This window comes from Mycobacterium novum (assembly GCF_010726505.1).
Taxonomy (GTDB): domain Bacteria; phylum Actinomycetota; class Actinomycetes; order Mycobacteriales; family Mycobacteriaceae; genus Mycobacterium; species Mycobacterium algericum.
The window spans coordinates 2337444-2363569 of record NZ_AP022562.1 but is presented as its reverse complement, the minus strand read 5'-3'; the positions used below and the strand labels follow the sequence as shown (position 1 = coordinate 2363569).

General features: G+C 68.4%; 31 protein-coding genes and 1 tRNA gene. 14 read left to right on the top strand and 18 right to left on the bottom strand.

Features of this window, described 5'->3' with window-relative positions:
- Window position 1 precedes the first annotated feature (1 nt).
- Window positions 2-1321, top strand: coding sequence for a DUF4226 domain-containing protein (locus G6N19_RS10835; RefSeq protein WP_193464911.1), 1320 nt, complete (start codon window positions 2-4; stop codon window positions 1319-1321).
- Between the two features lie 22 nt (window positions 1322-1343).
- Here the strand turns inward: G6N19_RS10835 and G6N19_RS10830 are convergent, their stop codons facing one another.
- From G6N19_RS10830 to G6N19_RS10815, 4 genes are all read right to left on the bottom strand, one after another.
- The gene (locus G6N19_RS10830; protein WP_013830936.1) at window positions 1344-1904 is read right to left on the bottom strand and encodes a hypothetical protein; all 561 of its coding nucleotides are present in this window, start codon (window positions 1902-1904) and stop codon (window positions 1344-1346) included.
- A 12-nt stretch (window positions 1905-1916) separates the two neighbouring features.
- Window positions 1917-2375 carry a DUF5078 domain-containing protein gene (locus G6N19_RS10825; protein WP_041320345.1) on the bottom strand — a complete coding sequence of 153 codons (459 nt, stop codon included), beginning with the start codon at window positions 2373-2375 and terminating at the stop codon, window positions 1917-1919.
- A gap of 226 nt (window positions 2376-2601) precedes the next feature.
- Window positions 2602-5511 (bottom strand): MMPL/RND family transporter, encoded by a 2910-nt coding sequence (locus tag G6N19_RS10820; protein WP_193464910.1) that lies wholly within the window; start codon window positions 5509-5511, stop codon window positions 2602-2604.
- Window positions 5508-5930, bottom strand: coding sequence for an MmpS family protein (locus G6N19_RS10815; RefSeq protein ID WP_041319066.1), 423 nt, complete (start codon window positions 5928-5930; stop codon window positions 5508-5510). Before G6N19_RS10815 ends, G6N19_RS10820 begins: the two co-directional genes overlap by 4 nt.
- A gap of 109 nt (window positions 5931-6039) precedes the next feature.
- Between G6N19_RS10815 and G6N19_RS10810 the strand changes: the two genes are divergently transcribed.
- The 3 genes from G6N19_RS10810 to G6N19_RS10800 all read left to right on the top strand — a co-directional run bounded on the left by G6N19_RS10810 (window position 6040) and on the right by G6N19_RS10800 (window position 8233).
- On the top strand, window positions 6040-6720 hold the full coding sequence (locus G6N19_RS10810; protein WP_193464909.1) for a TetR family transcriptional regulator: 681 nt from the start codon (window positions 6040-6042) through the stop codon (window positions 6718-6720).
- Between the two features lie 209 nt (window positions 6721-6929).
- Window positions 6930-7304 (top strand): BlaI/MecI/CopY family transcriptional regulator, encoded by a 375-nt coding sequence (locus tag G6N19_RS10805; protein WP_193464908.1) that lies wholly within the window; start codon window positions 6930-6932, stop codon window positions 7302-7304.
- Window positions 7301-8233, top strand: coding sequence for a M56 family metallopeptidase (locus G6N19_RS10800; protein ID WP_193464907.1), 933 nt, complete (start codon window positions 7301-7303; stop codon window positions 8231-8233). The genes G6N19_RS10805 and G6N19_RS10800 overlap by 4 nt, the downstream gene beginning before the upstream one ends.
- Before the next feature lie 20 nt (window positions 8234-8253).
- Here G6N19_RS10800 and G6N19_RS10795 read toward each other — a convergent pair whose 3' ends face one another.
- From G6N19_RS10795 to G6N19_RS10785, 3 genes are all read right to left on the bottom strand, one after another.
- Window positions 8254-9309 carry a DNA polymerase domain-containing protein gene (locus tag G6N19_RS10795; protein WP_013830943.1) on the bottom strand — a complete coding sequence of 352 codons (1056 nt, stop codon included), beginning with the start codon at window positions 9307-9309 and terminating at the stop codon, window positions 8254-8256.
- A gap of 1 nt (window position 9310) precedes the next feature.
- Window positions 9311-10345, bottom strand: a complete 1035-nt coding sequence (locus tag G6N19_RS10790; protein WP_193466375.1) for an ATP-dependent DNA ligase — start codon at window positions 10343-10345, stop codon at window positions 9311-9313.
- A 91-nt stretch (window positions 10346-10436) separates the two neighbouring features.
- The gene (locus G6N19_RS10785) at window positions 10437-11342 is read right to left on the bottom strand and encodes a haloalkane dehalogenase (protein ID WP_013830945.1); all 906 of its coding nucleotides are present in this window, start codon (window positions 11340-11342) and stop codon (window positions 10437-10439) included.
- A gap of 76 nt (window positions 11343-11418) precedes the next feature.
- Here G6N19_RS10785 and G6N19_RS10780 point away from each other — a divergent pair, with 76 nt between their 5' ends.
- From G6N19_RS10780 to G6N19_RS10770, 3 genes are read left to right on the top strand one after another with little or no spacing between them, the layout of a single operon-like run.
- Complete coding sequence (locus G6N19_RS10780) at window positions 11419-11835, top strand: DUF302 domain-containing protein (RefSeq protein ID WP_013830946.1); 417 nt, start codon at window positions 11419-11421, stop codon at window positions 11833-11835.
- 12 nt (window positions 11836-11847) lie between these two features.
- Window positions 11848-12003 (top strand): hypothetical protein, encoded by a 156-nt coding sequence (locus G6N19_RS10775; protein WP_013830947.1) that lies wholly within the window; start codon window positions 11848-11850, stop codon window positions 12001-12003.
- Window positions 12004-12025: 22 nt separating this feature from the next.
- Window positions 12026-13879 (top strand): fatty acyl-AMP ligase, encoded by a 1854-nt coding sequence (locus G6N19_RS10770; protein WP_232062370.1) that lies wholly within the window; start codon window positions 12026-12028, stop codon window positions 13877-13879.
- Here G6N19_RS10770 and G6N19_RS10765 read toward each other — a convergent pair.
- Entirely contained in the window at window positions 13876-14346 is a 471-nt protein-coding gene (locus G6N19_RS10765) for an NUDIX domain-containing protein (RefSeq protein WP_013830949.1), read from the bottom strand. The genes G6N19_RS10770 and G6N19_RS10765 overlap by 4 nt on opposite strands.
- A 3-nt stretch (window positions 14347-14349) precedes the next feature.
- Entirely contained in the window at window positions 14350-15708 is a 1359-nt protein-coding gene (locus tag G6N19_RS10760; RefSeq protein ID WP_083038888.1) for a WS/DGAT/MGAT family O-acyltransferase, read from the bottom strand.
- A 53-nt stretch (window positions 15709-15761) separates the two neighbouring features.
- On the opposite strand from G6N19_RS10760, the gene G6N19_RS10755 reads away from it, so the two are divergent.
- Genes G6N19_RS10755 through G6N19_RS10740 form a run of 4 tightly spaced genes read left to right on the top strand, consistent with a single transcriptional unit; the run spans window position 15762 to window position 19117 of the window.
- Window positions 15762-16493: an Rv3717 family N-acetylmuramoyl-L-alanine amidase gene (locus tag G6N19_RS10755; protein WP_193464906.1), complete on the top strand. Its 732-nt coding sequence runs from the start codon at window positions 15762-15764 to the stop codon at window positions 16491-16493.
- Window positions 16493-17956 carry a neutral zinc metallopeptidase gene (locus tag G6N19_RS10750; protein ID WP_408632431.1) on the top strand — a complete coding sequence of 488 codons (1464 nt, stop codon included), beginning with the start codon at window positions 16493-16495 and terminating at the stop codon, window positions 17954-17956. The genes G6N19_RS10755 and G6N19_RS10750 overlap by 1 nt, the downstream gene beginning before the upstream one ends.
- 10 nt (window positions 17957-17966) lie before the next feature.
- Complete coding sequence (locus G6N19_RS21300; RefSeq protein WP_232062369.1) at window positions 17967-18611, top strand: DUF4333 domain-containing protein; 645 nt, start codon at window positions 17967-17969, stop codon at window positions 18609-18611.
- Between the two features lie 47 nt (window positions 18612-18658).
- Window positions 18659-19117 (top strand): nucleoside deaminase, encoded by a 459-nt coding sequence (locus tag G6N19_RS10740; RefSeq protein WP_232062368.1) that lies wholly within the window; start codon window positions 18659-18661, stop codon window positions 19115-19117.
- A gap of 92 nt (window positions 19118-19209) precedes the next feature.
- On the opposite strand, the gene G6N19_RS10735 is transcribed toward G6N19_RS10740, so the two are convergent.
- From G6N19_RS10735 to G6N19_RS10725, 3 genes are all read right to left on the bottom strand, one after another.
- Window positions 19210-19300 (bottom strand) — tRNA-Ser (locus G6N19_RS10735).
- Between the two features lie 29 nt (window positions 19301-19329).
- The gene (locus G6N19_RS10730) at window positions 19330-19797 is read right to left on the bottom strand and encodes a nucleoside deaminase (protein WP_013830954.1); all 468 of its coding nucleotides are present in this window, start codon (window positions 19795-19797) and stop codon (window positions 19330-19332) included.
- A complete protein-coding gene (locus G6N19_RS10725) occupies window positions 19794-20315 on the bottom strand; it encodes a tRNA adenosine deaminase-associated protein (protein WP_041319077.1) in 522 nt (173 codons plus the stop codon). The genes G6N19_RS10730 and G6N19_RS10725 overlap by 4 nt, the downstream gene beginning before the upstream one ends.
- Window positions 20316-20399: 84 nt before the next feature.
- Here G6N19_RS10725 and G6N19_RS10720 point away from each other — a divergent pair, with 84 nt between their 5' ends.
- Window positions 20400-21341 carry a prephenate dehydrogenase gene (locus G6N19_RS10720; RefSeq protein WP_232062685.1) on the top strand — a complete coding sequence of 314 codons (942 nt, stop codon included), beginning with the start codon at window positions 20400-20402 and terminating at the stop codon, window positions 21339-21341.
- Here the strand turns inward: G6N19_RS10720 and G6N19_RS10715 are convergent.
- On the bottom strand, window positions 21307-21897 hold the full coding sequence (locus G6N19_RS10715; RefSeq protein WP_013830957.1) for a putative glycolipid-binding domain-containing protein: 591 nt from the start codon (window positions 21895-21897) through the stop codon (window positions 21307-21309). The genes G6N19_RS10720 and G6N19_RS10715 overlap by 35 nt on opposite strands.
- Before the next feature lie 105 nt (window positions 21898-22002).
- Here G6N19_RS10715 and G6N19_RS10710 point away from each other — a divergent pair, with 105 nt between their 5' ends.
- Window positions 22003-22332 carry a LapA family protein gene (locus tag G6N19_RS10710; protein ID WP_193464903.1) on the top strand — a complete coding sequence of 110 codons (330 nt, stop codon included), beginning with the start codon at window positions 22003-22005 and terminating at the stop codon, window positions 22330-22332.
- A gap of 7 nt (window positions 22333-22339) precedes the next feature.
- Here the strand turns inward: G6N19_RS10710 and G6N19_RS10705 are convergent, their stop codons facing one another.
- The 5 genes from G6N19_RS10705 to G6N19_RS10690 all read right to left on the bottom strand — a co-directional run bounded on the left by G6N19_RS10705 (window position 22340) and on the right by G6N19_RS10690 (window position 25661).
- A complete protein-coding gene (locus G6N19_RS10705; RefSeq protein WP_013830959.1) occupies window positions 22340-22981 on the bottom strand; it encodes a histidine phosphatase family protein in 642 nt (213 codons plus the stop codon).
- A 61-nt stretch (window positions 22982-23042) separates the two neighbouring features.
- A complete protein-coding gene (locus G6N19_RS21595; RefSeq protein WP_269473672.1) occupies window positions 23043-23177 on the bottom strand; it encodes a hypothetical protein in 135 nt (44 codons plus the stop codon).
- A 5-nt stretch (window positions 23178-23182) separates the two neighbouring features.
- Window positions 23183-23347, bottom strand: coding sequence for a hypothetical protein (locus tag G6N19_RS10700; protein ID WP_013830961.1), 165 nt, complete (start codon window positions 23345-23347; stop codon window positions 23183-23185).
- A 111-nt stretch (window positions 23348-23458) separates the two neighbouring features.
- Window positions 23459-24979, bottom strand: a complete 1521-nt coding sequence (locus G6N19_RS10695; RefSeq protein ID WP_013830962.1) for a sensor histidine kinase — start codon at window positions 24977-24979, stop codon at window positions 23459-23461.
- Window positions 24957-25661, bottom strand: a complete 705-nt coding sequence (locus G6N19_RS10690; protein ID WP_041319080.1) for a response regulator transcription factor — start codon at window positions 25659-25661, stop codon at window positions 24957-24959. The genes G6N19_RS10695 and G6N19_RS10690 overlap by 23 nt, the downstream gene beginning before the upstream one ends.
- 115 nt (window positions 25662-25776) lie before the next feature.
- Between G6N19_RS10690 and G6N19_RS10685 the strand changes: the two genes are divergently transcribed.
- On the top strand, window positions 25777-26121 hold the full coding sequence (locus tag G6N19_RS10685; protein ID WP_013830964.1) for a nuclear transport factor 2 family protein: 345 nt from the start codon (window positions 25777-25779) through the stop codon (window positions 26119-26121).
- Window positions 26122-26126: the final 5 nt, after the last annotated feature.

The window sequence follows — 26126 nt, the reverse complement described above, 5'->3', positions numbered from 1 at the left end:
CATGACCGAGAACCGCGGTGCTTTCGCCGACGCGGCGCGGGCGCGGGAGAACAAGCTGGTCAACCGGCTGGCGGCTTCGGCGGCAGCCGACCACGACTTCGAGGCGATCCTGCGGGAGGCGGTCCGCAACAACTCGGCTTCGCGTCAGCGCCTCGACGCGATGGCCGCCGAGATCAGGCAGGCAGCGGCCACCTGGCCCGGGTTGGACACCCCCGCGGGCTCCCGTCAGTTCCAGCGGTACCTGACCGGCAAGGCCCGCGAGATCCACAAGATCGTCAACGACGCCCACGCCGACAGTGAGCACCGGGCTGGCCTGGTACGGACCCTGACCAATCGCTACAAGCTCGGCGGCGACGGCGACACGGATCCGCATATCCGCTTGGTGGACAATGAAATACCGACTCGGCACGATCCCAGCATCGCCGGCTCGGGCAGCCCACCGGTACCGGAGAACCAGGAGGGATCGCCTTACGACCTGGGCGCCACCATCCCGGGGACCGGAATCGTCATCACCGGAGATCCGGAGACCGGTCATCCGCGGCTGCACCTCCCCGGACAGCCCGACATCGACAACCCGTTTCCCGTCGACGAGGGATTCCGGGCGCTGCCGACCGGGACGGCGGTCGGACCCGACGGTCAGCAGTACGCGTTCTACAGTGTGCGCCCCTACGGGCCCGGGACGTCGCCGGACAACTTCATCGCGCCGGAGTCCCGGGTGCAGAACCTGGCTGATCCCGCAACGGATCTGGGGCCGCTGATGGGCACCACAATCGGCTCGGACACCAAGGTGGGCATCGCGCAGGCCAGCGGGGTCTTCGACGCGGAGTCGGGACGCATGATCATCGTCGGGAACATCGGCCAGGACGGTCAGCGCGCCATGTGGCAATCCGACCCGGTGGCCGCCGGCGCCCCTCCCAACGCGTGGATGGACAGCCTGCACCAGGTCGGCACCTTCAACAATCTGGGCGCCGGCGACCGGGAGAACCAGATCGTGTCGCTACCCCAGGGCGGCTACCTGCTGACCAGCGCGAGCAACGGCAGCCAGATCGTCGGCGTGACCGCGGGCAGCCCACAAGGGCTACTCACCGCGCCGTCGCACGAGCTCACCGGCCCGGGCTTCATTCCCAGCCCGGGCAATCAACCGGCCGTCCCCTACGGCCCCAGCGTCGTCAGCATCGAGACGCTCCCGAACGGGCAGGAACAGGTCACCATGCGGGTCAGTACCTGGCCGACCCCCGAGGGCTGGCCGGTCGGGCCGGGTGCCCCGCCGCCGCCGTACCACCCGCGGACCTACACCACGACGTTCAACGTCAACCCGTAGTCGCGACGGGTTCGGCCGAGGCTCAGAACGCTGTACTGCCGGACGGTCGCAGCACGAAACCGTGGTGGCCCAGCGAGGTGTCGAGGCAGGCGACCAGCTGATCGGAGCCCACCGCACACGTGACGTTGCCGTAGGACAGCTTCTGCCCGACCCCCAGGAACGCTCCATGGGAGAACTGGCGGCCGCAACTCGCCGATTCACGGTTCAAGCGCAGACCCGCCGCGCCCTGAGAACGCACCGTCCCGATCACACAGCCGTCGGCCACCGGAGCGCCCGAACTGAGCGGCGCGTTCGCCATGCCGGGCATGTCGCCGTCGCACATGATGGCCTGCGAGGAACCCGCCGGCGGCTCGGTGGCGTCGAACTGGCAGGCGATGTTGTAGGGCGTGGAGAAATTCACCCAGCGGCCGGGTCCCTTGGGGCCGGTCGTGATGTAGTCGTCGACCGGGGCCGGGCTGAAGGTATCCAGATCGGGGAAGCCCGCCGGCTGCGCCTGCGCCGGTGCACCCGCAGTCGCGAGCAGACCGGCCGCCATGCCGGCGACGGCCAGCGCCTGCGGGATTTGACGGACGAAACCGGTCATCGGTGGCTCCGGTCAGGGCTTGGGCGACCAGTCCCACACCGACATGTCGTCACGCGGGTACTGGCTGCAGGCTTCGGTCGACTTGGCGACGACACCCTTGTTGTTGAAGAAGATCTTGGCGTGGTTGGGCCAGGAAACGGTCAGCGGGTCGGCGAAGTTCGTCGCCAACTCCTCCGAGTAGGCCCGGCGCTGCTCGGGGCTGAGCGAGAAGAACCAGTGCATCTTGTCGATGGTGGCCTGCTGCACCTGTACCGGCTTGTTGTGCATGTCGATCATGTAGCGCTCGTAGTAGATCGGCGACAGGTCGCGGCTGGCGGCCAGCATCTGCTCGGCGCTGCAGTCGGTCCGGATTACCCGGCGCGGGATGGGAAAGTCGTCGGTGGCGTCGGCGGAAGCGGTCACCGGCAACAGGGCGGCGGTCAGCGCGGCCAGACCGGCCGCAGCGGCCACCGCGGCCCCGCGGCGGCGGATCGGGCGGTGCGTGGGCATGGAATCCACTGTAGCCATTCCCCGGTCCTTTCCCCTATGTCAGTTTCTTCAGCCCGATCCCCGCTGTTCAGACCGATGATCCGGATGAGCCGGATGCGCGATGAACCGGCAGCGGGCGATGACGAACTCGGAAAACAATGCTACATAACTTTAGCCTTGCTACCTAATTAGTTGTAGTCCCTGATCGCATGGGATCACTCACAGTCGATCAGGGCCTGTCGGCCAACGCATCGGCCGCGTCGGCGTCGGCACCGCGCGCGGCGGCGGCCGCCTCGCGATGCCGGGCGGCCTTACCGCCGACGTGCGGCAGCACGTTGATGGGCCACCAGAACCAGCGGCCCAGCAACGCCGCGATCGACGGCGTCATGAACGCCCGCACGATCAGGGTGTCGAACAGCAGGCCGAGCCCGATGGTGGTGCCGATCTGGCCGATGATGCGCAGATCGCTGACGGCCATCGACGCCATGGTGAAGGCGAACACCAGCCCGGCTGCGGTCACCACCTTCCCGGTACCGCCCATCGCCCGGATGATGCCGGTATGCAACCCGGCATGGATCTCCTCTTTGAATCTGGAGACCAGCATGAGGTTGTAGTCCGATCCCACCGCCAGCAGGACGATCACCGACATCACCATCACCAGCCAGTGCAGTTGCATGCCGATCAGGTACTGCCAGACCAGCACCGACAGCCCGAACGACGCCCCCAGCGACAGTGCGACGGTTCCGACGATCACCAGCGCGGCGATCAGCGCACGGGTGATCAGCAGCATGATGACGAAAATCAGGCACAGCGACGCGATTCCGGCGATCAGCAGGTCGTAGTAGGAACCGTCGTGCATGTCCTTGAACAGGGCCGCGGTTCCGCCCAGATAGATCTTGGCGTCTTCGAGCGGCGTTCCCTTGAGCGCCTCCTCGGCAGCGGTGCGGATCTGGTCGATGCGCGCAATGCCTTCTGCCGTAGCCGGATTGCCCCGGTGCGAGATGATCATCCGCACGGCCTTGCCGTCCGGCGAGACGAACATGTTCATCGCGCGCTTGAAGTCCGGGTTCTCGAAGACCTCCGGCGGCAGATAGAACGAGTCGTCGTTCTTGGCCTCGTCGAACGCCTTGCCCATCGCGGTGGCGTTGTCGCCCATCTCCTCCATCTGGGCGAAGATCCCCGACATGGTGCTGTGCATCGTCAGCATCATGGTCTGCATGGTCTGCATGGTGTCGATCATGGGCGGGAAGGTGGTCAGCATCTGCGGCATGAGCGCATCCATGTCGGCCATGTGCGCGATCATCTTGTCCATGCTCTCGCTCATCGGATCGACACTGTCGACCATGTCGAACGCCGAGCGCAGCGAGAAGCAGATCGGGATGTCGTAGCAGTGCGGTTCCCAGTAGAAGTAGTTGCGGATCGGCCGCCAGAAATCCTCGAAATCGGCGATGTGGTCGCGGATGTCGTAGATCTGGGCCTGTAGCTCGTCCATGTCGACCACCATCTCGTGAGTGGTGTTGGCCAATTGGCTCATGTAACCGAGCATTTCGCGCATGGTGGCGATGGTCTCCCCCATCGCGTCGGCCTGGGTGAGCATGTCGTCCATGCGCTTCTTCTGGAACTGCATGGTCTGCATCTGGCCGGCGTTCTGCATGCTCATCTGGAACGGGATCGAGGTGTGTTCCAGCGGGGTGCCCTGCGGCCGGGTGATGGCCTGCACCCGGGAGATCCCGACCACCTTGAACACCGCCTTGGCCAGCTTGTCGATGACCAGGAAGTCCGACGGGTTGCGCAGGTCGTGATCGGCTTCGATCATCAGCACCTCCGGCATCATCCGGGACTGCGAGAAGTGCCGGTCGGCGGCGTTGAAGCCCTCGTTGGCCGGGATGTCGCTGGGGATGTACTTGCGGTCGTCGTAGGCCGGCTGATAGCCCGGCAACGCCAGCAGGCCGACGGCCGCAATCGCCAGTGAGGCAACCAGGATCGGCCCGGGCCAGCGCACGATCGCGGTCGCCAGTTGCCGCCAGCCGCGGGTGCTCATCTTGCGCTTGGGTTCGAACAGTCCGAACCGGCTGCCGACCGTGATGATCGCCGGACCCAACGTCAACGCGGCGAACACCGAGACGACCATGCCGACCGCACACGGGATGCCGAGCGAGACGAAGTAGGGCATGTGGGTGAAGTGCAGACAGAACACGGCGCCGGCAATGGTCAGGCCGGAGCCCAGGATGACGTGCGCCACGCCGTTGAACGCCGTGTAGTAGGCCGTTTCGGGATCTTCGCCGTCATGGCGGGCCTCGTGATAGCGGCCGATCAGGAAGATCGCATAGTCGGTGCCGGCGGCGATCGCCAGCGAGACCAGCAGGTTGACGGAGAACGTCGTCAATCCGACCAGGTGATGATGGCCCAGGAAGGCCACCACGCCGCGGGCGGCGGAAAGCTCCATGCCGACCGTGGCCAGCAGCAGCACCACGGTGGTGACCGAGCGATAGACCGCCAGCAGCATGGTCAGGATCACCGCGATGGTGACGGCCATCATCCGCAGCATGGACTTGTCGCCGGCGTGGTTCATATCGTTGGCCAGCGCCGCGGTGCCGGTGACGTAAACCGTCAGCCCGGGTGGCTTCTCGATCGAGTCCACGATGTTGCGGACCGACTCGACGGACTCATTGGCCTTGGCCTGGCCGATGTTGCCGACCAGGTTCAGCTGCACGTAAGTCGCTCTGCCATCGGCACTCTGGGCACCGACCGCGGTCAGCGGATCGCCCCAGAAGTCCTGGACGTGCTGCACGTGAGCGGTGTCGGCTTTGAGCCGCTCGACCATCTCGGCGTAGTACTCGTGCTCGGCGTCGCCGAGTTCGTGGTTGGCCTCCAGCACGATCATCGCGGTGCTGTCGGAGTCCGACTCCTGAAAGACCCGGCCCATCTCGGTCATGGCCTGCATGGACGGCGCGGTCGTCGGGCTGGCCGACACGGCGTTCTCTTTGCCGATCTGCTCCAGTGACGGCACGGTGGCGCCGAGCAGCACGATCAGCGCCAACCAGCCCAGAATGATCGGCACCGACAGCCTGCGGATGGTACGCGCGATGAATGTCCGCTCCGGATGCCCGCCCGCGCTACCGGTTATCGGCGGGCTCATGCCGCCTTCAGCAGGCAGAAGGTGTAGGCGTTGACTTCATTGGAGATGCGCTCGGCCTTCACCTCCCCGTCCACGGTGATCCGGCAACCGATGCTGTTGCTGTTGCCTTGCGCCATAATGCTTCCCACCACCGCCGGGAGGGTGGTGACGATCTCGAGTTGCCACGGCAGCGCGACGTCCTGGACGCGTTGCGGCTCGGAGTTGACATCGAAATAGCTGATATCGGCCACGGTCCCGGGCGGGCCGAAGATCTCGTAGGTCATTCGCTTGGGGTTGAAGGGCTTGGTCTCGTCGATCTGGCCGTCGGCGTAGGACGGGCGCTTCTCGGATCCGAACAACCCGTGGATGCGCGTCACCGTGAACCCGGCGACACCGACCACGGCCAGTATCACCAGGGGTATCCACACCCGGCTCAGCACCTTGAAAATCGGAGTCCCCTTCAGCTAGCACCTTTGGGTACCCTAACCCAAGTCCACGTGCGTAAACGCACGCTACAGCACCGCCCAGAACCGTCGCAACGCACAGCATGTGCGTTATCCTCGCGCCGTGCGGCAGGTCTCGTTTCAGCGCGCTCGCAGCGCAGAAGAGAAGCGCCAACGCGCAGCAGCCCTGATGGAAGCCGCGCGTTCGGTGGCCCTGGAGGCCGGTGTCGCATCGGTGACGCTGACCGCGGTGGCCGCCCGGGCCGGGGTGCACTACTCGGCCGTGCGCCGCTACTTCAGCTCCTACAAGGAAGTGCTGCTGCGCCTGGTGGCCGAGAGCTGGCAACGGTGGTCGGCGGCCGTCTGCACCGGATTGGACCAGCCCGGGTCGATGTCCCCCGAGCAGGTAGTCGAGATCCTGGTCAGCGGGCTGGCCGCCGACCCGCTGTTCTGCGACTTGCTGTCCAACCTGCACCTGCACCTGGAACACGAGGTGGACGCCGAGCGGGTGATCGAGGTGAGGCGGGTCAGCACCGCGGCGGTGATGGCCAGTGCCGGCGCCATCGAGCGGGCGCTGCCGGGGCTCGGGCCCCGTGGCGCCCTGGATCTGCTGCTGGCCGCCTATTCACTGGGCTCGGTGCTGTGGCAGCGGGCGCACCCGCCGGAGACGCTGACCAACGCCTACTCCGACGAACCGGAGCTGTTGCCGGATTGGAACCTGGACTTCACCACCGCCCTGACCCGGCTGCTCACCGCCACCTGTGTGGGGCTGCTGGAGCAGGTTTAGTTCCGGTTTAGTTCCAATCCAGGCCAGAGCCCGACCTCCGGATCACCTGATCTATCACGTCCCGATGCCACCACGCCGGCCACTGCGGACACCGTCGCCAAGGAGTCGCGCAGGTGAGCGGGAAAGCTACTATGACGCTACGTAGGCACAGTGCGTCCGGCGCGAGCACAGACTGAGATGGCACAGCACGGAAACGGGCGGTAGGCGAAATGACGATCAAGGGCTTCGGCGAACTCGAGGCCGTCGTGATGGATCTGCTCTGGTCACGCTCCGAGCCGGCCACCGTCCGCCACGTGCACGACGAACTCGTCGCCAAGCGTCAGATTGCCTACACCACGGTGATGTCGACGATGGACAACCTGTTCCGCAAGGGCTGGCTGCTCCGGGACAAGATCGGGCTGGCTTACCACTACCGGCCCACGATGACCCGCGAGGAGCACTCGGCACAGTTGATGCGGACGGTGTTCGAATCCGGTGGCGATGGCGAGTTGATTCTGAACTTCTTCCTCGACAGAATCGGCGATGAAGACTCGGAGACTTTTCGAAAAGCACTGCAGCGCTTCAAGAAAGACAAAGCCCGTTGAATGCGGTCACGCTCCTGCTCGGCTATGCCGTTGCACTGAGCTGCTTCGCGCCGGCGATGCTCACCCGGCCCGGCATGACGCGCATACCGCCGGGTCTGGCCGTGGCCGGCTGGCTGGTCGCGGTGGCAACGACCATGGCCGCGTGGGTCTCGGCGCTGGCCGTCATGATCGTCGGGGCGGCCCACAGCGTGATCACCCACACCGCGATGACCTTCTGCGTGAAGACACTCGGTATCACCCCCGTGGCGATGTTGCCGCCGTCCGTCGCGACTGCGCTGGTGGTGGCGCTACTGCTGGTCACCATGTCGGTGGCGCTGCACACCGTGCGCCGCGTGGTCAGCTCGTTGCTCGGTCATCGGCGCCAGAACCTGCGGCACGCTGAAGCGGTACGCATCGTCGGCTACCCGACCGAGCACGACGGCGTTGTCGCCATGAGCGCCGATCAGGCTACGGCGTACTGCGTTTCGGGTGGACGGCGCCAGACCGTCGTGGTGACCACCGCCGCCCTTGAGTTGCTGAGCTCGGCCGGTTTGGCCGCGGTGCTGGCCCACGAGCGGGCGCACCTGCGCGGCCGCCACCATCGGATCATCGCGTCCCTTAACGCCTTGTCAGCGGCGCTGCCACGGCTGCCGCTGCTGCGTTCGGCGGCACAATCAGTGCCCGTGCTGCTGGAGATGTGCGCCGACGACGCCGCTGCCCGCGAACACGGCAACGAACCGCTGTTGACCAGCCTGCTCACGCTGAGCACCGGACACCGCACCCCCGACGGGGCGCTCGCGGCCGCCGGCACCGCGGTCGTCGATCGCATGACAAGGCTGATGAATCCCGACCGCGGATCGTGGTGGCAGCCGCGCTCACTCGCAATGGTCGGCGTTATCGCGGCCACCGCCGCCGTTCCCGGTTTGGCCCTGGGGCTCTGCACGCTCTGATTACCGCGGCCGGCGTGACTCTAACGGCGGTTGCCCTTGTCATCCCAATGCTCGGCCACCTGCTTGCTGGGCTGCACCCGTGGCGGCTCGCCCGGCATTTTCGGATAGTTCGGCGGGTACGGCAGGTCGCCCAGCCCGCGGGCTTCGTCGGCGGCCACCATCTCCAGCAGCGGCTGCAGGGACTGTTCGAGGCCATCGATGGTTTCCCACGCGTCGCCGCGCCGCGCGATCAAGTCGGGCACGGTGGCGATGGTGTAGTCGTCGGGGTCGGCCCCCTCGGCCAACCCATCCCACGTCAAGGGCATGGAGACGGTGGCGATCGGGGTGGCACGCACCGAGTAGGCCGACGCCATGGTGCGGTCGCGGGCGTTCTGGTTGAAGTCGATGAAGATCCGCTTACCGCGCTCTTCTTTCCACCACGACGAGGTGACCGCCTCCGGCGCGCGCCGCTCGAGCTCGCGGGCCAGCGCAATTCCGGCCCGCCGAACCTCGATGAAGTCCCAGTCGGTCTTGATCCGCAGGAAGACGTGCAGGCCGCGGCCACCGGAGGTCTTGACGTAGCCGACCAGGCCGAGCTCATCGAGTAGCGGGCGCAGCACCTCCAGTGCGACCGCGCGTGCCTCGGCGAAGCCGGTGCCGGGCTGGGGGTCCAGGTCGATGCGCAGCTCGTCGGGATGGTCGGTGTCACCGCAGCGCACCGGCCACGGGTGGAAGGTGACGGTGCTCATCTGCACCGCCCACAAGATGTCCGCCGGCCGGGTGACCTTGAGCGCGTCGGCGGTACGGCCGGACGGGAACGTCACCCGGCAGGACTGCAGATAGTCGGGGTGCCCGCGCGGCAGCCGCTTCTGATAGACCTCGGCGCCTTGGATGCCGTCCGGGAACCGCTGCAGGTGGGTGGGCCGGTCGGCCAGCGCCTGCAGCAGCGGGCCATTGGCCACCGTCAGGTAGTAGTCGGCCAGTGCCCGCTTGGTCCCGCCGGCGCCGAGCCGGGGAAAGTACACCTTGTCCCCGCTGGTGAACCGGACGGCGGTGCCGTCGACGTCCAGTTCCTCGGCGCTGTCCCCAGCGGGCATGTCAGGTCTCCAGCACGTCGGCGAGATCGTAGGTCAACGGGACGTCGAGTTGGTCGAAGGTGCAGCTGGCTGGGTCGCGGTCGGGGCGCCACCGCAGCAGTTTCACGGTGTGCCGGAAGCGATCGCCCTCCATCTGGTCGTAGGCGACCTCGGCGACGCGCTCGGGCCGGATCGGCACCCACTGCTTGTCGGCCGCGGAGTTCCAGCGGCTGGGCTCGCCCTCGCGGACGTCACCGATCCGCAGCGGCTCCAGCTCGGCCAGCAGCGCCAGCCGGTCGGCATCGGTGAACGACGCCGCGCCGCCGACCATCGCCAGCTCACCGTCGGGACGGTACAGCCCCAGCAGCAGCGAACCGATACCGTTGCCGCTCTTGTGGATTCGGTATCCCATCACCACACAGTCGGCGTCCCGGCGGTGTTTGACCTTGACCATCTCGCGCTTGCCGGGCAGATACGGCCCGTCGGTCCGCTTGGCGACCACCCCGTCGAGCCCGGCGCCCTCGAACGAGGTGAGCCAGACCGTGGCCTGCTCGGGATCGTCGGTGGCGCGGGTGACATGACAGCTGGGACCGGCGTGGATCGAGTCCGCCAGCGCCTGCCGTCGCACCCGGAACGGTTCGTCGAGCAGCGACACCGAACCGGTGGCCAGCGCGTCGAAGCCGATGAACTGCGCCGGGGTCTGCTCGGCCAGCAGCCGCACCCGGCTGTCGGCGGGATGGATCCGCTGGCTCAGCGACTCCCAGTCCAGCCGGGTCCGGCCGTCGATCTGCCGGGGCACCACCACCTCCCCGTCGAGCACGCAGCGCGGGCCCACCTCGGCGCGCAACGCCTCCAGCAGTTCCGGGAAGTAGCGGCCCAAGGGTTTGCCGTTGCGCGATTGCAGCAACACCTCGTCGCCGTCGCGGAACACGATGGCGCGAAAGCCGTCCCACTTGGGCTCGTAGGACCAGCGCCCCGCGTCGGCCGGAACCTTGACCGCAGCCTTGGCCAGCATCGGATCCACCGGCGGCGCTACGGGCAGGTCCATGGTGTCCATCATGTCGATGAGAACCGTGCCGAGTGAGCGGTTTGGCACGGGAAACGGCCGAATCGGCGCACAAACCGCACGCTCGACGAACGGTAAGCGCTCAGCGGCGCAGAAACTCCACGATGTGGCGCGCCAACTCCTCGCCGGCGTCCTCCTGCAGGAAATGGCCGGCGTCGTGGATCACCGGGTGTGCGCGTCCGCGTGCGCCGCGCATCTCGCGCTGGAAGATCGGCCCCATCGCCCCGGTGATCGGGTCGCCATCACTGAAAGCCACCAGCATCGGGGTCTCCGAGGCGCACAGCGTCGCCCACGCCGACCGGTTGGCCGCCGCCGCCGGGTCTTCGGGGCTGGTCGGGACCAGTGACGGCATCGTCCGCGGCCCGACGCAGTAGCTGTCGTCGGGGAACGGCGCGTCGTAGCCGGCCCGGGCGGTGTCGGTCATCGGCTTACGACAGCCGGACTGCACGAACCAGCCGACGTCGATCTTCGGCGCGGCCTGGATGCTCTCCCGAAAACGCCACCAGATCTCCGGCATCGGGATATCACCGGTGGGCAGGCCGGTGTTGGCCACCACGACGCCGCTGAACCGATCCGGATTCTCCGCGACCAGCCGCAGCCCGATCAGCCCACCCCAGTCCTGGCCGACCAGCGTCACGTTCTGCAGGTCGAGGTGGTCGAACGCCAGCGCCCGCATCCACTCGACGTGGCGGGCATAGGTGTGGTCTGACGCTTGGGTCGGCTTGTCCGAGCGCCCGAACCCGACCAGGTCCGGGCAGATGACCCGGTGCCCCGCTTCGGCCAGAATCGGCATCATCTTGCGGTACAGATACGACCACGACGGCTCGCCGTGCAGCATCAGGATCGGGTCGCCATCGTCCGGGCCGCCCTCCACCCAGGCCACCCGCAGCGTGCCGCCGTCGTCGTCGTCGAGGTCGCAGAACTGGGGCTGGTAACCGAAATCGGGGAGATCGACAAACCTGTCATCGGGGGTGCGCAGGGTCTGCATGAGCCGACGATACCGTGACGGTATATACCCTCGGGGGTATATACTGGACTGTGATCACTACGACCAAGGAGGTCTCATGTCCGTCGCGATGAGCACCGCGGTGACCGGCGCCGATTTTGACACTGTTGCCGCGAAGACCCGGGAGCTACTGAAGGACAACGGTTTCGGCGTGTTGACCGAGATCGACATGCAGGCGACGCTCAAGGCCAAGCTCGGCGAGGACATGGAGCGCTACCTGATCCTGGGCGCCTGCAACCCGCCGTTGGCGCATCGCGCGGTGACCGCCGAGAAACGCATCGGGGTGCTGCTGCCGTGCAATGTCGTGGTGCGCGAGGACCCGCAACAGCCCGAGACGGTGCTCGTCGAGGCGATGAACCCGCAGCTGATGGCCCAAGTCGTCGACAATCCGGCGCTCGCGCCGATCGCCGACGAGGTGACCGAGAAAATCCGTGCCGTCATCGATACCCTGGCTGGTGCATTGCGCACCGCCTGAGAGGAACCGCTGATGTGCTACCCCGTACCGTGCCGGGTCTGCGGCAAGACCACCTGGGACGGCTGCGGCGAGCACATCGCCGACGTCCGCGCGCAGGTGCCGCCCGAGCAGTGGTGCGAGGGGCATCGCGAACAGCAGACCGGACCGCGTTCCTGGTGGCGACGCTGAGCCCAGCGACTATGGTGTCGGGATGCCAGAGCAGACATCGCCGACCGTGCCTACCCTGGTGGAGTTGCTGCGGTTGCAGGCCGAGCGGCACGCGGACAAGGTCGCGTTCAGCTTCGCCCCCGATGGGAAGCAAATCACCGCCCGGCTGACGTATCGGGAGCTCGACGTCCACGCGCGGGCAATCGCGACCACCCTGCAACATGAGGGCGCCGCCGGTGAGCGCGCACTGGTGATCTGCCGGCCCGGCCTGGACAGCATCGTCAGCATTTTCGGCTGCTTGTACGCCGGCGCGGTCCCGGTGCCGGTGGACACTCCGCTCCCGCGCCTGAAACTGGTCGCCCCCGATACGCAAGCCGCCTTCGCGGTCGCGACGGCCGGCACCCGGAACCAATTGCAGGCGGTGGCCGCCGACGTGCCCGGCCTGTCGACGCTGCGGTGGTGCGCCATCGACGAGTACACCGCCGACCCCGAAGACTGGGAGACCCCCGACGTCGACTCGAGCACCACGGCCTTGATCCAATACACCTCCGGTTCGACCAGATCGCCCAAGGGCGTGGTCGTGACGCACGGCAACCTCATGGACAATCTGGAAGCCATTCGGCGGGCCTACCACGGTGACGAACACGAGACGAGCGTCTACTTCCTGCCGCAGCAGCACGACATGGGCCTGATCGGTGGGGTCCTGGAGATGATCTACGTCGGTTGCAGCACCGTATTGATGTCGCCGATCGTCTTCTTCCAGCGGCCGATGGCGTGGCTGGAAGCCATGTCCCGGTTTCGCGCCAACACGACCGCGGCACCCAACAGCGCCTACCGGTTGTGTGTCAAAAGCAGCACCCCCGCACAGCGTGCGGCACTGGATCTGTCGCACTGGACCACCGCAGCGAGCAGTTCCGAGCCGATCCACGCGTCGACCATTCAGGAGTTCGCCGACGCGTTCGCCCCGGCCGGCTTCCGGCTTGAGGCGTTTCTACCGTGCTATGGCCTGGCCGAGGCCACCCTGCTGGTCGCCGCCGGCCCCGGCCACGGCGTCGCCGGCGTCCGTTACGTCGACGCCGCCGCACTGAGTGAGAACCGGGCCGTGGACGTCACTCCCGACACCGCGGCCGTCCCGGTGGTCAGCTGCGGTCCGCCCGTGTACGGCCAGCGGGTGCTGATCGTCGATCCGGAGACCCGGCTGCAACGCGGCCCCGACGAGGTCGGCGAGATCTGGGTGTCGGGGCCCAGCGTCGCGCAGGGTTACTGGGGCCGACCGGAGGAGAACGCGCACACCTTCGCCGGCTTCCTGGCGGACACCGGTGAAGGCCCGTTCCTACGCACCGGTGACCTCGGCTTCCTGTGTAAGGGCGAGGTTTTCGTCACCGGACGCTGGAACGACCTGATCACCATTCGAGACGGCAACTACTACCCGAACAACATCGAGCCGACCGTGCATGCCTGCCATCCGGCATTGCTCGCCGACCGCGGTGCGGTCTTGGCGGTGCAAGGCACCCAGGGCGCCGACAATCGCCTGGTCGTCTTGCAGGAGGTGGACCACCAGCAGCAGGTCGCCGCGGACGAGCTCCCCGGCATCATCGACGCCATCCGGACAGCGGTCAGCACGCAGCACGGCCTTGAGGCGCACGACGTGCTGCTGGTACCGGCGATGCGGTTGCCCACCACCTCGAGCGGCAAGATCCGGCGCGCAGAATGCCGGCGGCAGTTCCTCGACGGCGAACTGGAGGCGCTGGCCGAATGGCATGCCCCGGCGCCGCCGGCCGATCGGACCCCGAACGCCGGCGGAGCCGGCGGGCTGGCCCGGCTGATCTCCAACAGTCTGGCGCAGCGTCAGAAACAACAGCAACAGCGCGGAATACCGCCTCGCGCCGGCGGTTAGAGCCCGGTCCCCGCACCGGCCACCAACCGGTCCAGGATGGGCCGCTGACCGGCCAGCAGTTTGGTGCGCGCTCGGGCAACGGTGAACCACCCGACCCGGTCGACCTCGGGGAACTCCCGCAGCTGTCCCGACCGCGGCGGCCACTCCATCTCGAAGGTGTTGCTGCGCGCGTCGGTGACGTCGAGGTCGCCGTGCACGGCGAACACCGTGACCACTTTTCCGCCGGCCTGCCGCACCACACCGAGGTCCAGTCGCTCGCCGTCGGGCGGGGCCAGGCCGATCTCCTCGGTGAATTCCCGTCGCGCGGTGTCCCACGGGTCTGCACCGTCGGGATGCTCGCCTTTGGGGATCGACCACGCGCCGTCGTCCTTGCGCGCCCAGAACGGCCCGCCCGGATGGGCGATCAGCACCTCGATTCCGTCGGCGCCCCACCGGTAGAGCAGCAGTCCGGCGCTGCGACTGGCCACGCCTCACACACCCACAGCGCGTTCCAGGTCTTCCAGCGAGGCGTCTAGGTGGCCGAGCAGGCGCTGCAGGTGCGGCACCGAGCGGCGGCAGCCGACCAGGCCGAAGTCGAGGTTGCCGGCGTTGCTGACCACGGTCATGTTCAGCGCCTGGCCGTCCAGGGCGATCGACAGCGGATAGTTGCCGTCCAGGCGGGCGCCCCGCCAGTACATCGGTTCGGCCGGACCGGGCACGTTGGAGATGACGATGTTGAACGGCGGCGGCGCCGTCGAGACGAAGCCGGGGATGGCCGCCAACGCCAGCGGCGCCATGTTGGCCGCCGACAGTGCCAGCGCCTGCGTGCGCGGCAGCTCGCTGAACACCTTCTTGTTGCGGCGCATCGATTCGCTGATGGTGGCCAGTCGTTCCGCGGGGTCGGCCAGATCGGTGGCCAGATTGCACAAAATAGTGCCGACCATGTTGCCGCCGGAATCGGCGTCGGCTTCGGTACGAAGGCTCACCGGAACCATCGCCACCAACGGATGCTCCGGCAGTGCCTGCCGTTCGTCGAGGTAAGCCCGCAGCGCCCCGGCGCACATCGCCAGCACCACATCGTTGACGGTCACCCCGGCGGCCCGTTTGATCGCAACGACGCGCTCCACCGGCCAGGACTGTGCCGCGCACCGGCGGGCGCCGCCGATCTTGACGTTGAACATGGTGCGCGGGGCTTCGAACGGCAGCGTGAGCTGCTGCTCGAACAGTGCGGCACGCACCAGATTCACCGTCGACGGACCCAGCGCCGCAACGCCTTTGACCATCCCGGTCAGCTCACGAAGCCGGGACGGAGCATCGGGGCGCGGCCGCGACGGCGGCCGCATCGACCACGGGGTGCGCAGTTCGGCCTCTCGCGGATCGGCCGACAGCGTGCGGCGCAGCAGCCGCAACAGCGACACCCCGTCGATCAAGCTGTGGTGGATCTTGACGTACACCGCGAACCGGCCGTCATTGAGGCCCTCCACCAGGTGCGCCTCCCACAGCGGCCGGTGCCGGTCGAGCAGGCTGCCGTGCAGCAGCGACGTCAACTCCAGCAGGTCACGCACCCGGCCGGGAACCGGCAGCGCCGACCGACGCACGTGGTACTCGATGTCGACCTCGTCATCGAAGGCCCACCCGACGTTCGCGATCCCCCCGAGCAGGGTCGCCGGTCGTTTACGGAAGGCCGGCTGGAGATCGCGGGCGCCCAGCAGCCCCTGATAGATCTCGCCGACGAATTCCGGGCCGGCGCCCTCCGGCGGCTCGAAGAGCATCAGGCCACCGACATGCATGGGATGCTCGCGGCTTTCGGCCAGCAAGAAGACCGAATCGGTCGGTGACATCAGCTGCATCGATCCATTACACCGCGACCGGCCGGCGGGCGCTTGCTTGCTAGTCTTTTCGGGTGCGTCGCCCGACCATCGTCTACGTCGGCTTCACCGCGTGCTTGGTGGCGGCCGGCGTCGGTGCGCCCGCTGCTCCCGCGGACCCCGATGTCACCGGTAAGACGGTGTTTCTGGATCCCGGGCACGCCGGCGCCAACGACTCGTCGATCGCCCGGCAGGTCCCTAACGGACGCGGCGGCACCAAGCCGTGCCAGACCAGCGGGACGGCCGCCGACGACGGCTATCCCGAGCACAGCCTGAACTGGGATGTGACCAACCGGATCCGTGCCGCCCTCGACGGGATGGGCGTGCGCACCGAACTCTCGCGTGCCGACGACGCCTCGCCCGCCCCATGCATTGACGCGCGGGCCGCCACGGCCAACGCCGCACACCCGGACGCCATCGTGTCCATCCATGCCGACGGTGGGCCGGCCTCGGGCCGCGGGTTTCACGTCAACTACTCCAGCCCGCCGCTCAACGACGCCCAGTCCGGCCCGGCGGTGCGGTTGGCCGGTGACATCCGGGACTCGCTGTCGGCCGCGGGCATCCCCACCTCCAGCTACTTGGGCGCCGACGGCCTCTACGGTCGGGCCGATCTGGCCGGGCTGAACCTGGCCGAATATCCGGCGGTGCTGGTCGAACTGGGCAACATGCGCAACGCCGACGACGCGGCCCTGCTGGGCAGCGCCGACGGGCGGGCACGGTACGCCGCTGCCGTCACCAACGGGATCGTCGCCTTCCTCAGCGGGTGATGATGTCGAGTCAGCGCCCCGGCCGTTTCGCCAGAACGCTTTTCGGCGTGGCCTGCGTGATGCTGGCATTGACCGGCTGCGCGGACACCACGCCCACGGTGGTGACCGGCCGCGCGGTGTCGATGCTGTACAACCCCGGGCGGGTCGGCGGATTACCGACCGCCGAGGGACCCAGTGGCCCGCGCGGCGACGTCCCGCCGGTCACCGCCAGGGTGGGCAACAGCGACGGCGGCGAGATCGACCGACTGTCGCTGTTCGCGATCGACGACATCGAGGAGTTCTGGACGCAGCACTACGCCGACTCCCTTCGCGGACGCTTCGAGCCGGTGTCGACGTTGATGTCGTATGCCTCCACCGACCCGAACAGCCCGCAGGTGTGCGGCGGCGACGTCTACCACCTGCCGAACGCGATGTACTGCCGACGGGCCGACACCATGGCCTGGGATCGGGCCAAGTTCATGCCGGCCGCCCGAAAGTACTTCGGCGACATGGCCATCAACGGGACGCTCGCCCACGAATACGGTCACGCCCTGCAGGCCATGGCCCACATCGTGAACCCGCTGACCCGAACCCTGGTGCGCGAACAGCAGGCCGACTGCTTCGCCGGGGTGTACCTGCAGTGGGTGGCCGCCGGAAAGTCGTCGCGCGCGACGTTGAGCACCGGCGACGGCCTCAATCACGTGCTGGCCGGGCTGATCGTGATCCGCGATCCGGTTTCGACGCTGGACAATCCGGTGTCGATCTCCGACGAGCACGGCACCGCGCTGGATCGAGTCGGCGCCTTCCAGACCGGCTTCGACGGCGGCGCCGAGATGTGCGCCGCGATCGACATGGATGAGATCCGCAAGCGCCGCGGGAATCTGCCGCACGCGCTGTTCGATTCGGAGAACCCGCAGAGCGACCTGACCATCGACGAACACGTGCTGTCGACCCTGATGGAGCAATTGGGCCAGATCTTCGCGTTGTCCCGCCCGCCCGCGCTGGCGACGACCGGTAAATGCCCGAGCGGGCATGAGCCCGACCCGGTGGCCTACTGTCCGGAGTCCAATACCGTCGTCGTGGATCTGGCCGGATTGCAAGAGATGAGCGCACCCACCGACCAGTCGACACTGAGTCTGCCGCAGGGCGACAACACCGGGTTGTCAGCCGTCACGTCGCGGTATGCGCTTGCGGTGCAACGCGAACGCGAGGTCGGTTTGGAGTCGGCGGCCGCGGCGTTGCGGACGGCGTGCCTGACCGGGGTGGCCCAGCGCCGGATGGCCGAGCCGATGAGGTTGCCGTCGGGCCCGGGTCTGACGCTGGCCGGCGGCGACCTCGATGAGGCGATCACCGGTCTGCTGATGAACGGCGTGGTTGCCAGCGACGCCGACGACAACACCGTGCCGGCCGGGTTCACTCGGATCCTGGCGTTTCGCTCCGGGCTGCACGGCGACGTCGACGGCTGTTTCGAGCGGTTCCGGTGATGGTGGCGCGATGAACCGTCGAGAGGACCCGCGCGATCCGGCGGAGCGGCGGACCAGGCCGGTACCCCGCCAGCCGCAGCGCCCACCCGCGCAGCCGCAGCGCCCCGCGCCGCCACCCCCGCGCCGGCCGGCGCAGCCGCCCGGCCAGCAGCCCTGGTATCTGGAGTTCCGCCGTCCCCCGGCGCAGCCGCCGCGGGTTCCATCGCCGGCCCGGCCGCCGCGGCAGCCCGCCCCCGGCTCGCGCCCGCCGATACCGCCCACGTCGACCTCGCCGTCGCCTTCGCCGCGGTCTTCGCCGAAAAAGGCTGAGCCGCAACAGCCGTCGAATCGGATGCTGTTGACCGCGGCGGCCGTCACCGGAACACTCGTGCTGGCCGTGCTGGTGACGTTGGTGCTGCGCGGTGTCGCCGACTCCGGGCCGGTCGAACTCGATGTCGGCCACGCCCAAGACGGCGTCTGGCGGGTGCTCACCGATCCGATCAACGGCTACGGGCGCGACGACGTGACCGACGTCCGCTGCAACAACGGCGTCAATCCCAGGGTGCGCAAGGGCAGCAGTTTCACCTGCACGGTCATCGTCAACGGAGTCCAGCGCCGGGTGCTGGCGGAGTTCGCCGACGACGCGGGGACCTACGAGGTTGATCGGCCGCGGTGAGCTTTGACCCGCGAAGTGCTTCGCCGGATCCGAACTACCATCGCTACGTGTCCCACCACGCCAACCATGCCCTCATGCTTTCAGCTGCGATCAAAGAGGCGCGAGCGTCGTTCGCCAATTCCGGTATCCCGATCGGGGCCGTCCTGGTAAATTCAGCAGGCACAATCGTCGGCCGTGGCCACAATTTACGCGTCCAGACAGGCGACCCTATCGCACACGGTGAAATGTCATGTTTGCGCAACGCGGGACGGCGTCGCGATTACCAGAGTTTGACCATGTACACGACACTCGCACCATGCATCATGTGCACCGGCGCCCTGTTGCTGTACAAAATACCGAGAGTAGTGGTCGGAGAATCCAGAACATTCCCCGGAGAACTCGACCTGCTACGCGCGAACGGCGTCGAGGTAAATGTACTCGACGCCGTCGAGTGTATTGAACTGATGCGTGAATTTATAGGCACGCATCCAGATGTCTGGAATGAAGACATCGGAATCCCGTCGTGACGGACGCCGTCAACTATGCGCACCCGACCGTGCGCGCTTGTACGCCCGGCCCCGGCATGTCGCGGACAGACACGCCCGCTCGCGGGTTTGCTTGGCGGTGGCGGTGGGATTTGAACCCACGGACGGGGGTTACCCGTCACACGCTTTCGAGGCGTGCTCCTTAGGCCGCTCGGACACGCCACCGCGGGACAGCCTACCGAACGACGGTCCCGTCAGCCCAATCGCTGCCGGGCGAAGAACGCCTCCAGTGGTGCGGCGCACTCGGCCGCCAGCACGCCGCCGCGCACTTCCGGGCGGTGGTTGAGGCGGCGGTCGCGCACCACGTCCCACAGTGAGCCGACCGCACCGGTCTTGGGTTCGAAGGCCCCGAACACCAGCCGCGCCACCCGGGCGGCCACCAGCGCTCCCGCGCACATGGTGCACGGCTCCAGGGTGACGGCCAGCGTGGCGCCGGTCAGCCGCCAGCCGTCGCCCAGCACCGCGGCGGCCTCTCGGATCGCCAGCAGTTCGGCGTGGGCGGTCGGGTCCCCGAGGGCTTCACGGGCGTTGGCCGCCCGGGCCAGCACGATGCCGTCGGGACCGACGACCACCGCGCCCACCGGGACGTCACGGGGACCGGCCTGTCCGGCAGCCGCCAATGCCGCGCGGATCAGGTCCTCATCTGCGGCCGGGCCGGTCACCGACCGCGTCGCGGCAGCGCCGCGGTGAGCTGCTCGTCGAAGCCCATCTCGCTGGCGATCCGGTGCAGTTGCTCGTCGACGGCCAGGTCGGATTCGTCGAGAATGACGCCGAGCACCGCGGCGGGCAGCCCGATGTCGGACAGCAGGCCCAGATCGCCCTCTTCGAACGGGTCGGCATCTTCCAGGTCGTCGGCGTCGATGTCGGCGTCGAGCTCCTCGAGCACCTCGTCGGCGATGTCATAGTCGAGTGCGGCCGTGGCATCCGACAGCAGCAACCGGGTGCCCGCCGGGCCGGGCCGGATAATCACGAAGAATTCATCGTCGACGTTGAGGAGTCCGAAAACCGCTCCGGCGCTGCGTAGTTCACGCAGCTCCGTCTCCGCCTTGGTGAGGCTGGTCAACGCCACCGCACGCATCGACGTGCAACGCCACTTGCCGTCTTCGCGCACAACAGCGACACCGAAGCCGTCCAGCGTGTCCGCCGGCCGGCCCTGTGTGGACGCGCCCTGTGCTCCCATGGCCGCCAACGGTAGTCGCCGTTCACGCCCTTGACCAGCGTGTGCCAACCTGGAGTGGTGGTGGCAAGTGCAGTGAAAACACCGGTGTGCGTATTGGGGCTGGGCCTGATCGGCGGCTCGGTGCTGCGCGCCGCCGCGGCCGCCGGCCGGGAGGCGTTCGGTTACAACCGGTCGGCCGATGGGATGAACGCCGCGATCGCCGACGGCTTCGACGCCACCACCGAGCTGGAGACGGCGCTGAGGCGGGCGGCGGAATCCGGCGCGCTGATCGTGCTCGCCGTCCCGGTGCCGGCGCTGCCGGCGCTGCTCGACCACATCCGTCGGCTCGCACCTGAGTGCCCGCTGACCGACGTCACCAGCGTCAAGGCGTCGGTGCTCGACGCTGTCACCGCCGCCGGGCTGGCCGACCGCTTCGTCGGCGGACACCCGATGGCAGGCACCGCCCACTCGGGCTGGCCGGCCGGGCACGCCGGGTTGTTCGAGGGCGCGCCGTGGGTGATCAGTGTCGACGACCACGTCGACCCGGCGGTGTTCTCGACGGTGCTCGACCTGATCCTGGACTGCGGCTCGATCGCGGTGCCGGCCCGCTCCGAAGAGCACGACGCGGCGGCGGCAGCGATCTCACACCTGCCGCACCTGCTGGCCGAGGCGCTGGCGGTCACCGCCGCCGACGTGCCGCTGGCGTTCGCGCTGGCGGCGGGATCGTTCCGGGACGGCACCCGGGTCGCCGGGACGGCCCCGGAGCTGGTGCGGGCGATGTGCGAGGCGAACTGGCTGCACCTGCTGCCGGCGCTGGACCGGGTCATCGAACTGCTGGGGGACGCGCGGGATTCGCTGTCCGCCGCGGACTCGGTGGCCGAGCTGGTCAACCACGGCCATGCCGCCCGGACCCGCTACGACAACTTCCCGCGCCACGAGATCGTCACCGTCGTCGTCGGAGCGAACGACTGGCGCCGGGAGCTGGCCGCGGCGGGCCGGGCCGGCGGGATGATCAGATCCGCGCTGCCAACCCTGGATAGTCGATGACAAACCCGTCATCGTCGACGGTGACGGTGGTGCCGTCGCGGTCGGTGCCCGGGGTCAGGACCGTGATACCGGCCTCGGTGCTGCGGTAACTGGCCTCGGCCGCGACCACCGACATCTCCGGAAGCCACAGATAGACCGTCGGGAGCGCCACGGCGGCCGCCCGCTCATGCAGCCGGGCCCGCCGGATCGGCAAGGTGTTGAAGAACGGGCTGAACACCACGTCGATGTCCAACGCCCCGTCGTAGGCGGCGCGTGACTGCCCGCGGGAGTCGGTGATCAGCCACATGTTCTCTTCATCGCGGGCGATCACCAGCTGGCGGTCACGTTCGGCCACCGTGACGGTGAGTCCCAGCCGTTTGGTGGCTCCGGACTCGTCGGTCGCCAGGTCGTAGTAGGCGCTGAACGCCGGGTGGGCGTCGGTGGCGCCGGCCACGATCCGGCCGTTGGCCTTGATGCGGTTACCGGACAGCTGCACCCGCACCGATTCCATCCGCGGGGCGTCGGGCGCCCGCCAGGTCAGGATCGCCGGCCACGAGCCGGACGGGGCTGCGCTCACCGGACCACCGTAAGCGACCGGTCGGCGATCCGCAGCTTCATGCCCCGATACCGAAACTGCCCAGAACACGGTCATAACCGTTTCAGAACCGGCAAGATGGAAACCATGAGCAGCGACCACACCGTGCCAGTCGACCCATCTCAGGGCGAACCCGGTGCACCGCCGCCACCGTCTGCGATGCCGTTCACCCGCGCCGGTGCGCTGTGGAGCGCCCTGATCGCCGGCTTCCTGGTTCTGATCGTGCTGTTGGTGTTCGTCACCCAGAACACCGATCCGGTCGACCTGCGATTCCTGGCGTGGCAGTGGAGTCTGCCGCTGGGGGTGGCGATCCTGCTGGCGGCGGTCTGCGGCGGACTGGTCACCGCGCTGGCCGGCACCGCACGCATCTTCCAGCTGCGGCGCGCCGCCAAGAAGACGCTCGCCGCCCGACGGTAGCCGGAAACTAACCAGTTGCTTCGGCGGCGTCGTTGCCGGGCAGCCGGGATTGGTTGCGCGGCAGCAGGTCCCAAACATGCTCGGTGCCGTTGGTCGATGCCACCGCGGCCTGCCCGGACCGCGAATACAACAGCCGGGTCACCGACACGTAGTCGATCGGGAACGACAGTAGCCGCGCGGTGCCCAGGATCTGGTGCAACACCACGTTGATCACGCCGCCGTGGCTGAACACCGCCACGGTGTCGTCGGCGTCGGCGGCGGCCACCACGTCGGTGACTGCGGCGGCCACCCGGGCACAGAACGCGCTCTCGTCGACGTCGCCGGGTAGGTGCCCCTGCGACATCCGGGCCCAGTCCTGCGGGCGCTCGGTGCGCAACTGCTCGATGGGCAGATAGCCGGCCATGTCCCGGTCGTACTCGGCGAACCGCTCGTCGATGTCGACGGCCATGGCGCGCCGACGGGCCAGCGGTTCGGCGGTCTGCACGGCCCTGCGCTGCGGGCTGCTGACCAGCCTGGTGATCGGGTAGCGCTGCAGCGCATCGGGCAGGCGCAGCGCCTGCTCGAGTCCGGTCTCGGACAGCTCGGGGTCCGACCCCTGGCCGTATTCGCTGCGCAGCGGGAGCGCGTGACGGATAAGCAGCAATTGCACGCTGCCATCCTAGGCGGCGCCGCTCGCGAGTCGCCGGCGTCGTGGGGGCGTCCGGATGCGTCTAGAGGTGCCGTTTGAACGGGTTCAGCGCGTCAAGCAACCGGCCCCACCAGGAGCGAGGGGCGACACGATCCTGGGTTTCCTGCGCCTCCTGGGCGTAATCCTGAATGGATTCGTCGCCTTCTTCCGCGCGCACGGGTCTCACTCCTCCGGTGGGTCTTCGGGCACCAGCCGCTCCGGTGTTTCTTCGGGGGCCAGGCGTTCGGGCGGGTCCGCGGGCACCAGCCGTTCCGGCGGGTCCTCGGGCACCCGCCGGTGCGGTGGCTCTTTCGGCGTTCCCGGTTCGGGGGGCAGCTCGGGATTCATCTGCGTCGCCTACCCGCCGTTGCCGGGAGACAAACCCCCGGCGAGCGTGCGTGGTTCCGGCCTCGGCACGGAGTGTCGGGCCGGGGACACGCACGCTCGCGCCAGAAGGGGCTACAGCGGGAGGCGGACGGTGAACTCGGTGTGGCCGGGTCTGCTGGTCACCGCGATGGTCCCGCGATGCGCGCGGACCACCGCCGAGGCGATCGCCAGCCCGAGCCCGGTGCTGCCGCCCTTGCGGGACCGGGAGGTGTCACCCCGGGCGAACCGTTCAAAGATCTCCGGCTGGAATTCCGCCGGAATGCCCGGGCCGTCGTCGGTCACGCACAGCACCGCCTCGGCGCCGTCGACACCGAGTCGGGTGGTCACCACGGTCCCGGCGCCGGTGTGCACCCGGGCGTTGGTGAGCAGGTTGGTCAGCACCTGGTGCAGCCGGGCGGCGTCGCCGGGCACCGTCACCGGCTCGTCGGGCAGGTCGAGTTCCCACTGGTGATCCGGGCCGCCGACGTGGGCGTCGCTGACCGCGTCGACCGCCAGCCGCGACAGGTCCACCGGCTCATGCTCGAGCGGCCGCCCGGAATCCAGTCGGGCCAGCAGCAGCAGATCCTCGACCAGCTGCGTCATCCGCTGGGTCTCGGATTGCACCCGGCTCAGGGCGTGCGCCAACGATTCGGAGTCGACGCCGTCGGCCACCGGGATCCGTTGCGCCAACTCGGTGTAACCGCGGATCGCGGTCAGCGGGGTGCGCAGCTCATGGCTGGCATCCGCGACGAACTGGCGCACCCTGGTCTCGCTGGCCTGCCGGTTCGCCAACGCGGCGGCGATGTGGTCGAGCATCCGGTTGACCGCGGCACCCAGTTGGCCGACCTCGGTGCGCGGGTTGGTGTCGGACTCGGCGACCCGTACCGGCAGCGTCGCCTCGCCGCGGTCCAACGGCAGGTCGGCGACTTCGCCGGCGGTCTGCGCGACGCGGCGCAGCGGGGCCAGCGCCCGCCGGGTGACGACACTGCCGGCCGTGGCCGCGGCGGCCACCGCGACCAGGGTGACCAACCCGAAGATCAGCAGCACGCGCACCATGGTGGCGTTCACGGCCGCCAGCGGCAGCCCGATGATGATCGTCTCCCCACCGTGCCGGGCGTTCGTCGCCACCAACCGGTAGCGGCCGACACCGTCGAGCCGCCGGGTGACCGGCGCCGGCTCAGCGACGATACCGGCCAATTGCGTTGTTGCCGAAGCACTCAGCTCCTCACGCAAACCGGAGGTGCTCAGACAGCCGGCGTCGGCGATCCGGTCCTCACCGTCCACCGAGTCGACCACCGCGCCGACCATGCCGACCGGCTGGCCGGGAGCGTCGAGGAAGTCCGGCCCCGGTCCCGGCCGCGGCCGATGGCGGGGTCGGTGCCCGGGCGGTGCCGGCGGCTGACCGTGCAGCCGCGCCGACCGGCGCGCGGCGTCAGACAGTTGATGGTCGAGTTGGCTGACCAGGTACTGATAAAGCGCCAACTCGGTCACGGCGCCGATGCCGAGGCAGGCCACGGTGAGCAGCGCGACCTGGCCGGCGAGCAGTCGCGCCCGCAGCGACCAACTGCGGCGGGTGCCGGCGCGCAGCGATTCAGACGGCCGGCTTGAGGACATACCCGGCGCCGCGCAGCGTGTGGATCATCGGCTCTCGACCGTTGTCGATCTTCTTGCGCAGATAGGAGATGTAGAGCTCGACGATGTTGGCCCGGCCGCCGAAATCGTAGTCCCACACCCGATCGAGGATCTGCGCCTTGGACAGCACCCGCCTGGCGTTGTGCATCAGGTAGCGCAGCAGCTCGAATTCGGTGGACGTCAAGGTGATCGGGTCCCCGCCGCGCGTCACCTCGTGGGAGTCCTCGTCGAGAACCAGGTCGCCGACCACGATCTGCGCCCCGGCCTCGGCGGTGCTGACCCCGGTGCGCCGCAGCAGCGCCCGCAACCGCAACACCACCTCTTCGATGCTGAACGGCTTGGTGACGTAGTCGTCGCCGCCGGCGGTCAGCCCGGCGATGCGGTCCTCCAGCGCGTCCTTGGCGGTCAGGAACAGCACCGGCAACCGCGGGTTGATCTCCCGCAGTTTGCGCAGTACGTCCAGCCCGCTCATGTCCGGCAGCATCACGTCGAGCACCACCACGTCGGGGCGTTCGGCTTTGGCCGCGGCGATCGCCGAGGCGCCGTCGCCCGCGGTCGCGGTGGTCCAGCCCTCGTAGCGCAGTGCCATCGACACCATCTCGGCCAGCACCGTCTCGTCGTCCACCACCAGCACGGTGATGGGCTTGCCGTCGGCGCGCGCCATCACGACACGTTCCACCGATCCCCGTGGCGCAGTCATCGCGTTCCAGTATGTCGCCGGCGATGGGTCTTCCCTGTATCGACACTATGGCGGCGCTGTGAACCGATATCGTCGGTGCATGGCCCGCACCCCGCAGGAGATCTTCGACCACCACCTCCACGCACTGATCGCCCGCGACGTCGACGACTTGCTGGTCGACTACACCGACGACTCGGTGCTGATCACCGCGGCCGGCGTCGCAACAGGCCTCGACGGCATCAGGGCGGCGTTCAGCCAGCTCTCGGATGCGCTGGCCGCCGCGGTGTTCGACATCAAGTCGAAGACCTACCACGACGAGATCCTGCTGCTGGAGTGGACGCTGGACTCGCCGGGGTTCCAGGTCGACGGCGTGGACACCTTCGTGTTCGGCGAGGACTCGATCCGGGTGCAGACCATCTCCCAGCTGGTACGCCCCAAGGGCTGAACACC